This is a genomic window from Nesterenkonia alba DSM 19423, from assembly GCF_000421745.1.
Classification (GTDB): Bacteria; Actinomycetota; Actinomycetes; order Actinomycetales; family Micrococcaceae; genus Nesterenkonia; species Nesterenkonia alba.
This window is the reverse complement of the sequence record NZ_ATXP01000019.1, coordinates 1-12,084: the sequence shown is the minus strand read 5'-3', so window position 1 is coordinate 12,084 and position 12,084 is coordinate 1. Positions and strand designations below refer to the sequence as shown.

At 58.0% G+C, this 12,084-nt stretch carries 9 protein-coding genes and 1 pseudogene; all 10 read right to left on the bottom strand.

Annotation, left to right across the window (positions count from 1 at the left end):
• Positions 1-66: 66 nt before the first annotated feature.
• Complete coding sequence (locus H578_RS14980) at positions 67-1,713, bottom strand: ABC transporter substrate-binding protein (RefSeq protein WP_022873771.1); 1,647 nt, start codon at positions 1,711-1,713, stop codon at positions 67-69.
• Between the two features lie 69 nt (positions 1,714-1,782).
• On the bottom strand, positions 1,783-3,567 hold the full coding sequence (locus tag H578_RS0111195) for a hydantoinase B/oxoprolinase family protein (protein WP_022873770.1): 1,785 nt from the start codon (positions 3,565-3,567) through the stop codon (positions 1,783-1,785).
• Positions 3,564-5,624 carry a hydantoinase/oxoprolinase family protein gene (locus H578_RS0111190; protein ID WP_022873769.1) on the bottom strand — a complete coding sequence of 687 codons (2,061 nt, stop codon included), beginning with the start codon at positions 5,622-5,624 and terminating at the stop codon, positions 3,564-3,566. Before H578_RS0111190 ends, H578_RS0111195 begins: the two co-directional genes overlap by 4 nt.
• Before the next feature lie 123 nt (positions 5,625-5,747).
• Positions 5,748-6,401, bottom strand: a complete 654-nt coding sequence (locus H578_RS0111185) for a GntR family transcriptional regulator (RefSeq protein ID WP_022873768.1) — start codon at positions 6,399-6,401, stop codon at positions 5,748-5,750.
• Positions 6,402-6,564: 163 nt separating this feature from the next.
• The gene (locus H578_RS0111180; RefSeq protein WP_022873767.1) at positions 6,565-7,404 is read right to left on the bottom strand and encodes a carbohydrate ABC transporter permease; all 840 of its coding nucleotides are present in this window, start codon (positions 7,402-7,404) and stop codon (positions 6,565-6,567) included.
• Entirely contained in the window at positions 7,404-8,345 is a 942-nt protein-coding gene (locus H578_RS0111175; RefSeq protein WP_022873766.1) for a carbohydrate ABC transporter permease, read from the bottom strand. The genes H578_RS0111180 and H578_RS0111175 overlap by 1 nt, the downstream gene beginning before the upstream one ends.
• 67 nt (positions 8,346-8,412) lie before the next feature.
• The gene (locus H578_RS0111170) at positions 8,413-9,684 is read right to left on the bottom strand and encodes an ABC transporter substrate-binding protein (protein WP_084710214.1); all 1,272 of its coding nucleotides are present in this window, start codon (positions 9,682-9,684) and stop codon (positions 8,413-8,415) included.
• 31 nt (positions 9,685-9,715) lie between these two features.
• Complete coding sequence (locus H578_RS0111165) at positions 9,716-11,638, bottom strand: glycoside hydrolase family 127 protein (RefSeq protein WP_022873764.1); 1,923 nt, start codon at positions 11,636-11,638, stop codon at positions 9,716-9,718.
• Between the two features lie 108 nt (positions 11,639-11,746).
• Positions 11,747-11,869 carry a hypothetical protein gene (locus tag H578_RS16705; RefSeq protein WP_281163356.1) on the bottom strand — a complete coding sequence of 41 codons (123 nt, stop codon included), beginning with the start codon at positions 11,867-11,869 and terminating at the stop codon, positions 11,747-11,749.
• A gap of 14 nt (positions 11,870-11,883) precedes the next feature.
• Positions 11,884-12,084, bottom strand: a pseudogene (locus tag H578_RS14975) (transposase); the annotation flags it as partial.

Genomic DNA, 12,084 nt, shown 5'->3' with positions numbered 1-12,084 from the left:
GACCGTGTATTACGAGTTTTTCGGCGTCGTCATACACGGTCCCGACGCTGCTGATGGGGTGCGGGACTACTCGGCAGGTGCCCAGTCGCGCATATTGGTCACCATGTCGTAGTGGTAGTGCACACCTTCACGGTGCACCACGGCATTGGCGTCGAGGTAGAGAATCGTCTTCGGTGATTCTTCGATCCAGTTCTCCGTGAGCTGGGACAGGTACTCGTCCCGCTCGTCCTCGTCTGTTGCTGACCGTGCAGAATCCAGCAGTTCCTCGTTACCTTCCACACACACCCGTCCGGTGTTGTGTGGTGATGAGCAGTACTCGTCGTACTGCAGGTAGTACCCGGCGCTGAAGATTGCTGGTCCATCCAGTCTCAGCGCCATCTGGGTGGTGCCGTTGTAGACGGCGTCGTTCCACGCGGATTCGCTGAGGGCGTTGACGTTGACCTCGATGCCGATTTCAGACAGCGCCCCTTGAATGATGGTGCCGAGATCCTCGTGGGTGGGGTTACCGGAGATGATGTCCAGATCCACGGTGACCGGGGTGTCGAGACCGGACTCGTCGATGAGCTCTTGAGCGTAGTCCGGGTCGTAATCCCGTGGTGCTGACAAACTCTCGTCAAACCCGGGCATCGTGGGCTGAATCGGACCGTAGTAGAGCTCTCCGTAGCCCTGGAGAACGTTGTCGAGAATGTCCTCGTAAGGGATGGCATGAGTGACTGCTTCACGGACCAGCACGTCGTCCCACGGTTCGGTGTCCATGGGGGTCAGCAGCTGCATATTGGCCGTGGCCACATTCGCGGCAAGCTCAAAGCCTTCTTCATCTTCAAATGAAGCAGCTGAGTTCTTGGTCAGACCCATGGCGATGTCGATGTCCCCGTTTTGCAACTGCAGGGTCATGGCCGAATCGGAGTCGATCCACGAGACGTTGATCTGTTCGCTGCCCGGGGCCTCACCCTGGAAGTTCTCATCGGCCACGAGCACGGCTTGGTTCCCTGGCTCATAGCTTTCGAGGCGGAAAGGACCGGAACCGGCCTCATTGGAGTCCATCCACTCGTTGGGGGTGTTGTCTTCGACTCCCCCGTTCTCCTCCACGAGGGAAGGATCCACGATGGAGGCCGAAGCTGTGGCCATCGCCAGTGGGAAATCCACATCTGACCGGGAGAGGTTGAACTCGACGGTGTGGTCATCGACCACCACGATTTCTTCGATGAGGAAGGGCTCGGTGTAGAGGTTGTTGATGATCGCAGCACCACAGCCGTTGATGGCGTTGGTTCGTTCCATCGAGTACTTCACAGCTTCGGCGTCTACCGGCTCACCGGAGGGGAAGGTCCACCCTTCCTCGAGGTAGAAGGTGTAGACATCCGCGTCGTCATTGACCTCCCAGTCGTGGGCGAGGTACGGCTCCACGGTGGTGGGGTCTACTTCGCTGACCCCGTCATCGTTGGTCTGGGTACCGTACTCGAGCAACTGCGCATACAGCTGGTAGGCCAGCTGGTTGTCGTCGAGCGTGCACGCTGAAGCCGGGTCGATCGTTGTGGGGGCCACAGCCATCCCGACGTTCAGTGTTCCATCGGACTGCGTTGTTTCACTGTCTCCGTTGGTGCCGCCATCGGCGGCAGTCGGTTCTTCTGCCGCGCAGGCACTGAGCACAAGACCTGCGACGACGATTCCGGCGGCACACTTGAGTCTGCCTGTCCCGAATGGGTGCGTTTTCATGATGTTCTCCTCGGATGCGAGCGATGTGAGCGCGGTCAGAGCCTGCCGCTCACCTAGGTGTGGGGGAAGCTATTCCGCCCGAAGTTCTGCAGTTCTGGACAGGTCCACCTCCCAGATGTCTGGCAGTGAGCCTTGCGTCAGCGCCACGCCGTATACATCGGTGGCCTCGCGGAGGGTGATACGGCCGTCGCGGAGATCCTCCGCCACCCGCTGAGGGTCTCGTTTCTTCGGATCGCCGTAGCCTCCACCTCCACCGGTGCGGGTGATGAGGAGCGTGCCCACGGGAACGGGCATATCGCTGATCCGTTCCTTCTCGTGGCTGACTGAACCATCGCTGAATTGCAGTTCCACAGAGGTGGGGCCACCATCGTGTCCGCCGTCGACTCCTTTGGCCAGGGTGTCCAAAGTGTTCTCTTGTGCGGTTTTAATCATGGTGTTGGTTTGTTTCACGCGCATGGAGCGGGTGACGCCGGCTCCGCCTCTGAACTCGCCTGCCCCGGAAACATCGTGGTTGAGGGAGAATTCTTCACATTCCACGGGGTAGCGTTGCTCGATCACTTCGATGGGGGTGTTTGAGGCGTCACCATCGGTGACGAACATCATGCAGCCGCCGTCCCGGCCGGGATAGGCGCCGTGCCCACCCTGGATGGGTTCAGCGAAGACATATGAGTTCTCGGTCTCCGAGGTGGTCGACATAATGTAGTTCGCCACCATTTGGTAGCCCCCGGCACGGACCTTGTCTGGTGCCAGGTCCGCCAGGGATAGCTGCATGGACTCCACGATGCCGGTCATCAGATAGCCGTATGAGTCGCAGGGTGCTGGTTTCTGGGGGTTGACCAGACTCGGGGAGTCGGGCCACACGATGTCAGCCACCGTCAGGTGAGCCTGATTCGCGGTGCCGTGGGGATCCAGAATCCCTTTAAGGGCTTCCGCCACTGAACCGGCTGAGGCTTCTGCACCGGCATTGATGGGACCTGGAGACTGGTCGCTGGTGCCGGTGAAGTCGACGGTGATGCGATCTCCTTGCACTGTGGTGGTCATCACCACGTGGTCGACGTGCTGTCGATCCACACCGTTGAAGTCGAACCGGAACGATGTTTGCCGTTGTCCATCCGGCATGGCGGCAATCTTGGCGCGCAGTGAGCGTTCGGTGCTCGCCAGCACGTGGTCCATCAATCGGGTGACTTCTTCAGCGCTGTAGCGGTCGCATAGTGCCTTCACACGTTCGGCTCCGGTTCGGGCGGTCGCGATCTGAGCATGCATGTCGCCCAGGACGATGCTGGGAACCCGCATGTTGTTCTCAATGAGGTCGAGAATGTCCTTGTTTGGCTTCCCTGCAATGTTCAGTCGTTGATGCGTGAAGGAGATTCCCTCTTGATATATCTCAGTGGAGTTGACGGTCCATCCACCGGGGCTCATACCTCCAACGTCTGCCCAGTGGGCCATGGAGCCGGTGAAGGCAACAAGCTTGCCCTCGTAGAAGACCGGCATGTAGACAGCGGTGTCGGAGATATGGGTCCCATTGAGGTATGGGCTGTTGACCACGAAGACGTCTCCGTCGTGAATCTGGTCCTCTCCCCACTTGGCTAATCCCGACTTCACGCTTGCTGGCAGCACCCCGGTGAAGACCGGCAGTCCTGGCGCATCCGCCCAGAGGTCTCCCTTGGCTGACATCACCCCGACGCCAAAGTCCTTCACGTCGAAGATGAGGGGGTTATAAGCACTGCGCACCAGGGTGTTATTCATCTCTAGTGCTGCTGACTTCATGGCGTTTCTGGTGATCTCCGCCTTGACGACGTCGACCTCATTCAGGCCGCCTGTGAGATCCGCCGTTGACTCCTGTGATGCATTCACTGTGCTTCCGCCTTTGCATAGGTGAGTACAAGGTTTCCGATGTCGTCCAGGGCGGCCGTCCAGTTGGGGGGAACGATCACCGTGGTGGTCCATTCATCGACCACACAGGGGCCAGCCAAAGTGTCTGCAGCCGTCATGGTGTCGCGTTCGTAGACGGGGACCTGCTCGGCCCACCCTGTCTCTTCGAACCAAATCGGGCGGTGCGAGACTGCTTGCGCACCTTCGGTGCTGAAACTGCCTTTGGGTCGGGGCCGCTGCACGGGCGCGATGGCTCGGCACCGCATCGTCACAATCTGGATGGCTGCAGTCTCTTCCCCGTGTCCGTAGCGCTGACGGTGCCTTCGGGTGAATTCAGCGGCGAGGCCCCCGAGCAGTTCGTCTGCCTCGCCTTCGAGCCATTCGGCCTTCAAAGGAGTGGTGATCGTCCGATCTTGACCGGCATAACGGACGTCTGCGGAGTAGGCGACCTCTAAGGCCTCATCGGGGAATCCGTAGCCGATGAGGCCGGTACGTGCTTCCTGTTCCAAACTGCGGAAGTTCTTGCTGATCTCCGGGAAATCCCGCGTGGTGACGTTGGTGACGACTGTTCGCACAGCGTCTTCCCGGTAATCGGCGGTCAACATGCCCCAGGCGGAGAAGCCGGCAGCTGCTTGTGGCACGATCACCGTGTCCATACCCAGTTCCTCAGCCACTCCGGCGGCGAAGAGTCCTCCTCCACCGCCGAAGGACAACATGGCGAAATCTTTGGGGTCCAACCCGCGTTCGGTGGTGATGACTCGAATGGCGTTAGCCATGTTCGTCTGGGCAATCGTCATGATCCCGGCAGCCAGCTGGACCACATCACCGGTTTGACCGAGATGTTCCCGGATCGCCGCCTCGGATTTGTTCTTATCGAGAACCATTCGACCGCCCAGGAAGCGCTGTGGATCCAGCAATCCCAGAATCACCTGGGCGTCGGTGACAGCCGGCCGAGTGCCGCCTTTACCGAAGCAAGCCGGCCCGGGGTGCGCACCGGCCGATTCCGGCCCCACTTTAAGGCTGCCGGAGTCCGGGTCGATCGAAGCGATAGACCCTCCACCGGCACCAACGGAGATGATGTCGATGACAGAGCCCATCACGGGTCGACCGGCGATGTCTGTATCGGAGCGCTCAACGATCTCACCGTCGTGAATGAGCGCCACGTCATACGTGGTTCCTCCCACATCGGCGCAGACGATGTTCTTACGGCCGGTGTATTCCGAGAGAGCTCGGGCACCGATAACACCGCCGGCTGGCCCTGAACCGAGGGTCTCGACTGGTTTCTCCCCGGCAGCGCCGATCGTCATCACGCCACCGTTGGAGCGCATGAACGCGATTTCGTTTTGGTATCCGGCGTTGCGTACGCGCTCATCGATACTCCTGGCATAGTTGCTGAAGAGAGGCTGGGTGTAGCCGTTGATGACCGTGGTGGAAGTCCGTTCGAACTCTCGCCATTCGCGGACGAGTTCATTCGACACGCTCACGGCAAGTTCAGGGTGCCGCTCACGGACGTAGTTCGCGATCTGCTGTTCATGGGCAGGGTTGGCATACGAGTGCAGCAAGCAGATAGCGATGGCTTCCACACCGTGTGTGACCAGGTAGTCCACCTCGGTGGCCACCGCGTGCATATCCAGCGGAGTCTCTTCGCGCCCATCAGCGCCCAGGCGACCGGGAATCTCTCTGCGCAGATAACGCGGGACAAGGGGCTCGGCTGGCAGATATCTCAGGTCATAAATTTCTGGGCGACCAGCACGGCCTAACTCCAGAACATCCCGAAATCCTTCAGTGGTGAGCAGTCCTGTTTTCGCTCCGCGCTCTTGAACCAGCGTATTGATCGCCACCGTCGTTCCATGAATAAACATGGAAAGGTCTTCGACTTTAGCGGGCAGACGCTCTAAGCCTGTCATGAACTCATCCACGAGGGATTGGGCAGTAGAGGGTTGCTTGTCGATGTAGATTTCACCGGTTTCTTCATCCAAGAGGATGTAGTCGATGAAAGTACCGCCGACATCGACGGCGAGACGCCAGGACGTACTCATCTGGGAGTTCCTCAAATCTCTGGGCAGCAGGTGACACGTAACATGTTACCTGGCACCTAGGCATTAAAGAAGGCCTCAAGATGATTTAACACGATCGTCACAAGACAGTTACGTCTGAGACATTTAGGCTTCAGGTCGCCCGGCCCACACGCCCCGAACGTGTCCGAGGTGCTGAGCCATCAGGTCTTCTGCTCCTCGTTGATCGTGGACTTCAACCCGATCCAAAATCAGGTGGTGTTCGTGTGCTGTTTCCCGAAGGATCGGTGATTCCTTGAGTTCACGGAGTCCATAGAGCCGACTTAAGCTCCGCAGGCGGCGAACTTCTTCAACGAGTACATCATTGCCTGCGATGGAAAGAAGATTCAGGTGGAAGGTCATATCTGCGGCGATGAAGGCTTGGAACTCGCCTTCCGCGGCAGTGCGGTCCAGTTCATCTGCTACGGGTCGGAGCGCGTCGACGTCCTTGGCAGTGGCCACTTCAGCCACGCGTCCCACGGTGGGGACTTCAATGAGAGCTCGCACGGCGAGGATCTGCTCCAAGGTTTGATCCGAGAGTTCTTTGATGCGATATCCACGGTGGCGCAGCGCTGTGACCAACCCTTCGCGCTCTAACTCCATCATGGCTTCTCGCACTGGAGTGGGGGAGACACCCAACTTCTCCGCGATGGTGGGGGCCGAGTAGATCGCCCCGGGTTCCAGCTCGCCAGCGACCATCGCCTCCCGGAGGATCTGTGTGACTCGCTCTCGGAGACTTGTGCGTTCCACTAAACGCCCCATATCGGGCACATTGCTGGGAAGCGCGGAAGCTTCGGCCCTGGCCATATGCTGTTTGGACCCTCTCAGTGGATAATCGACGTCGTAGTCCATTGTGCCCCATGGGGTACAGGAGTGACACTGACCGGCGCCAACCGCCGAGATAGAGGCCCTCGTCAAAACAGCATTATCGGATCGATCCACTGAGCAGGCCACTGACGTAGTACCTCTGCAGCGCCAGGTAAAGCAGCAAACAGGGAACCATGGTGACTACAACGCCGGCATTAAGGATGCCCCAGTCAATCTGACCGTACCGACCAGTTTGTAGCGTCGTGAGAATGACCGGAAGCGTGAAATTCTCCTGACTGGAGAGCAGGATGAGTGCTCCGAGGAACTCATTCCAGGCCATGAAAGCAGCAAACAATGTGGCAGACACGACGCCCGGCCAACACAGCGGCAACATCACTGTTCCTAGGATCCGCAATCGGCTCACGCCATCGACTGTAGCGGCGTCAATGAGGGCCTGCGGGACCACGGACATCGAGTTACGCATCACGAAGATCGTGAACGGAAGTACGTACATGGTGTAAATGAGCACCAAACCCACTAGCGAGTCAATAAGCCCCATACTCTGCAGGACCACAAACAGCGGTGTCAGCAACGCCTGAAAGGGCATCATCATGGTAGCCAGCACGACGAGGAAGGCGATCCCGTCGCCTCGAAACTTAAAGCGGGCGAAACCATACCCGGCCAGCGTCGCTAGCACTAAAGAAAGCGCCACCGTACCGAGAGTGACCACAGTGGAGTTCCACGCCGAGCGCCAGACATTGGCTGAGGTGCTGTCGAGGTCGACATAGTTGCGCAGAGTCACCTCGTTGGGCCAGATCGTCGGAGGATATGTGTTGAGTTCCCCAATGGTTTTGAACGAGGCGAGCAGCACCACGATGATGGGGAAAAGGATGATGATCGCCAGTGCGGAGCAGACCACCCACCAGGAAACATTGCTCAGAGATAAGCGTTTCATCATCAGTCCTCCGGGTTGCGCAGCATCTTCAGTTGGACATAGGTGATGGCCGCCAGGCCAAGAACTACGAGGACGGAGAGCGCCGCTCCGTAACCGAGGTCAAACCGGACGAATGAGTTCGTGAAGATCCAGTGCACCACGGACACCGTTCGGTTATCCGGACGGCCTGAGGTCAGGATGTAGAACTGGTCGAAAACCAGTACTCCCCACGTGATGGCAAAGATAAAGACCATCACGAGAGTAGGCCGGAGTAGGGGCAGCGTAATAAAAAAGAACTGCTTGACCTTGTTAGCTCCATCCAGGGTGGCAGCTTCGTAGACCTCATCACTGATGGACTGCATGCCCGACATCATCAACAGCATGAAGAAGCCAACGGTCTTCCAGATGGTCAAGGTGATGACCACGATGACGCCGGGGATAAATTCACTCAGCCAGGCCGACTGGTTGACATTAATCCCCACAGCCAACAAGACCGCTTTGACCGCTCCGGTTCTGTCATCGACCATCCAATACCAAAGGAAGGCAGACGAACCGAACCCCATGACGTATGGCATCAGGTAAATAATCCTGAACAGCGCGGAACCTTTACTTTGTCGACGGACAAGGGAAGCCATCAGCAGAGCAAGCGCCACCACTAGCGGCGTCTGTACGAGGGCATAGCCGAGTGAGAAGACCACCGCGTGGCGGAAGACGGGATCGGCAAACGCCGTTGAAAAGTTCCCCATCCCCACGAAGGTTGGATCTCCCAGCAAGGGCCAGTCATGAAGCGACATCCAAACCATCAGCAAGGTGGGAATCCCGAAGAAAATTCCGGTGTAGACCAGCACGGGCGCCACCATCAGCAGCCCGAACACGGAATCTTGGCGACTCAGGGAACGCGCCTTGCGAGGGTGTCTCATAGAGGTGTGAGGTTTGGGAATCACGGCAGGTGCGCCGAGGGCCATAGGGACCACATCCTTTGCGGGCTGTACCGATAGCACAGCCGATCTCGGTTTCTTGGGGTCGCAGGCGTTACTCGCCGGCGATACCTTCGGCACTGGTCTGTGCAGACTCCTGAGCAGCCTCGATATCAGCGCCCGTGAAGATGGCCTCGTTCAGCGTCATCATGGGGCTGGTGGCATCCATGTAAATGGCGTTCTGGTCCACGTTTTGGGGTGTCTGCCCTGTGGCTACGGCGTCGGCAAAGGCCTGATAGCGCTCATCAATGGGCACCATGAGCTCTTCGATGAGGTCCATGCGCGAAGGCATGACGTTGTAGTCCACCATGATCTCGACGGCATCTTCACCGGTGATCCATTCGATAAAGTCGAAAGCCGCCTCTGGGTAGTCTGAGTCAGCGGGGACAGTAATGGAATCTCCCCCAATGAAAGACACGGGATCTTCACCATTTCGACCGGGCATCCCCGCGACTCCGAAGTCGATGTCAACTTCATCGGTCAGCAGTTGAGAGATATTCCACGAACCCAGCATCGTCATCCCGAGGTCACCCGCACCGAACCCACCGCCGTAATTCGTCCCGGAGTCTGTTTGTGCACCGTTGGGCATGACACCGTCATCCCATAGTTCTTGGAGAAACTCATAGGTTTCGGTGACTACAGGATCATCGAGGGTAGGCCTGGTGGCCTCATCTTCTCCTTCCATGACATCTCCTCCAGATGCCCAGATGAACGGGAAGATGTGGAACGTCATACACCCACCACAGGCACCGGAGACATAAAATCCATTGACATCATCACTGAGATCTGAAATCGCATTTGCAGCATCAGCGAATTCGTTCCAATCTGCTGGCGGAGCTTCAGGATCGAGACCAGCTTCTTCAAACAGGTCTTTATTCCAGTAGAGCATCGAAACATCGAGATAGAACGGGACGCCATACACCTCGTCATCCCATGTGCCAGCCTCCAACATAGAAGGGGCGAGCTCTTCCGAATAGTCGAGGCCTTGGATCTGCTCCGTGAGGGGATCTAAAGTGCCAGTAGAGGCGAAATACGGCATGTACGCCACATCCACCAAAGCAATATCGGGACCATCTCCCGTCGCAGCCGCAGTACCGAAGTTCTGGACAAATTGCTCCTGAGGAATGAACGTCGCTTCGATCGCGATGCCGGTTTCGTCCTCGTACGCCTCGATGAGCGCCTCAAGGAATGCCTGATCCTCGGCTACCCCACGAGCCCACAGGGTCATCGACTCTGGAGTTTCCTCGTCACCTCCATCACCGCAGGCTGTGAGGAGCAGCAATCCGGCTGCGCTGATTGAAGCAAAAATGTTCCTAGGGGTTCTCATCTGAGTCTCCTTTTGAGGGGTGCGAGAGGTGTTATTGGACAGTAGGGGGGTGGCGTTCTGCTACGGGCAACCAGACCCGCATGGAGTCCGGCTCCCCGTTACCCCAGCTGGCGTAGGGACGAAGGATGACCTCACCTGTCCCGACCACGGGGTTGTCGTTGCTGTACTCGTAGTAGAGGGGAATGTTGTCAGCGGTTTCAACGCGAACATAGGCCTGGCTTCTCAGACGGGGCCCTAGCGCAGCAGACACCGGTCCCAGTTCAGCTTTGTCGTGCTCAAGAATGCGGGTTCCGGCTCTGAAGAGCGCAGCGTCTATCGGAGAAATGTTGTCCCTTTGCTCGGCGCAGTAAACGACAGGCCCACGTACCACAGCGGTTGCACCGCGAACGGCATCGATCTCAGGATGACCCACGACTAGTTTCGGCTCCAGGGGTAAATCCAGCTGGAGAAGATTCCCATCCGTGAGGGCCCCCTCTAAGCGCACCCATCCAGATTCGACAACAATGTCCGTCGCGATGCCATTACGGCGCAAACGGACTTCTGAAATGTCTGCCCACTGCGGAATACGCAACTTCAGGTCTCGGGAACTCTCGCCTGTCACCGTAATACTGACCTCTCCCGCCGCGGGATAATCCGTCACCATCTCCAGGGTGACACCCTCGAAAGCAAGCTGAGCGGTTGCGTAGGTCGTTACTGCGATATCTTCCTCGGACGTAGAGGCGAGATAACTGTCAATCGAGCTAAAGGTCCGTGTCACATTAGGTGGGCAACAAGCGCAGGAGAACCAGGGAAGGCGATTGCCTGCTGACTCTTGCTGTGAGGCACCGTGATCCCGGCGGCGTTGCAGGGGGTTGCTGTAGAAGAAGTGAGTGCCGTCGTCGGAAACCCCGGCCGAGACCACGTTATAAAGGCACCGCTCATACTCATCGAGATATCCGGGCTCACCGGTGGCTAAGTGCATTCGCCAGGCCCAATGCATAAGAGCGATACCAGCACAGGTTTCGGCGTATGCTCGCTCACTAGGCAGCTCGTACGCATCACCGAAGGCTTCGTCCCGGTGACGGGAACCAGTGCCTCCTGTGATGTACATCCGGTACCGCGTCATGTCGTTCCACTGAGCTTTCATGACGTCAAGGAGTTCAGTGTCGCCGGTTTCCAGGTATAAATCAGTGACACCGGCGTTCAGGTAAAGGGCCCGCACCGCGTGACCACGCATGATACGGGTCTCTCGCACGCCCATATCGTCTTGGTAGTACTGCGGCCCGAACATGCCCTCACCAATGAATCCATTGCCCCGACGCTCGATAAACCGTTGCGCCAGATCCAGGTACTTGGAATCCCCGGTCTCCCGGTAGAGCTCAATCATCGCTGTTTCGATCTCGGGATGGCCACAGGTGGCAGGGGAGTCCCCGCCGAAACGATCAACGACCAAATCCGCGAATCTCCGGCCGATTTCCAACAGAGCCTGATCGCCTATCGACCGATGAGCCGCAATGCCAGCCTGGAGAAGGTGCCCTAGGCAATAAAGTTCATGCCCATTCGTGAGATCACTCCAAGGCTCCTGCTCTCGGTCTGCTCGTTGAAAGTTGGTGTTGATATAGCCATCAGGCTGCTGAACTCGTCCTACCAGCTCAACTGTTCGCTCGAACCACTCTCGGATGACGGGGTTTTCTCCGAAGCTCAGGGACCAGGCAGCGCCCTCCAATGTTTTATAGACATCGGAATCCTGGAAGGGCAACCCCCTAAACGACGCCGGACTCTCACCGAGTAGCCGGCGGAAATTATCCATGGTTCCTGAGATTTCCAACTGCTCGAAGGCATGCGGGAGAGTGGCAGAGATATTCCTCTGCACCCATTTCTTGTAGATCCCTCCAGTAACAACTACCGCTGCTTTGTCCAGCGGACGCCTTCGTGCATACGGCCCCGGAACAAGGGGCCCAGATCCTTCGGTCACAGATTCCTCCTCAAGTGGTGCAATGTCACATAGCCTAGAGGGCTAAACGTATCGATTCCATGTGTTGCAAGTTACATTTACGTTACGAAATCTGGAATGCCCCCGGTGTTAGGTCCAGTTCTTATGTGAGCTGCGGGGGTTGATCTTCTCTTGTGTGGCGGCAGGCTGCGGCGTAGGCCGCTGGGGGTTGGTAGCCCAGTGAGGAGTGCCGCCGGTGGTGATTGTAGTCATACTTCTGTCCCGCGTCAAGTAGTTGGCAGGATTTCCTTGGTTTTGAATGTCGGGGTGGTGGGGTCGGCCAGGCCCAGGTGCACCTCCTTGGGCCGGTTCCATGAGATGGCCTCGTGGGGCCGGAGCTCGTTGTACTCGATCCGGTAGTCCTCGGCCCGCTCGGCGAGCACGATCGCGTCGTCGATCTCGTCCAGGTAGAGCCGTTCGTACTTCAG

Excerpts from the sequence above, each read along its gene's own strand:
- H578_RS14980 (WP_022873771.1), bottom strand. The coding sequence starts at position 1,713 with ATGAAAACGCACCCATTCGGGACAGGCAGACTCAAGTGTGCCGCCGGA.
- H578_RS0111190 (WP_022873769.1), bottom strand. The coding sequence starts at position 5,624 with ATGAGTACGTCCTGGCGTCTCGCCGTCGATGTCGGCGGTACTTTCATC.
- H578_RS0111185 (WP_022873768.1), bottom strand. The coding sequence starts at position 6,401 with ATGGGGCGTTTAGTGGAACGCACAAGTCTCCGAGAGCGAGTCACACAG.
- H578_RS0111180 (WP_022873767.1), bottom strand. The coding sequence starts at position 7,404 with ATGATGAAACGCTTATCTCTGAGCAATGTTTCCTGGTGGGTGGTCTGC.
- H578_RS0111175 (WP_022873766.1), bottom strand. The coding sequence starts at position 8,345 with ATGGCCCTCGGCGCACCTGCCGTGATTCCCAAACCTCACACCTCTATG.
- H578_RS0111170 (WP_084710214.1), bottom strand. The coding sequence starts at position 9,684 with ATGAGAACCCCTAGGAACATTTTTGCTTCAATCAGCGCAGCCGGATTG.
- H578_RS16705 (WP_281163356.1), bottom strand. The coding sequence starts at position 11,869 with ATGACTACAATCACCACCGGCGGCACTCCTCACTGGGCTACCAACCCC.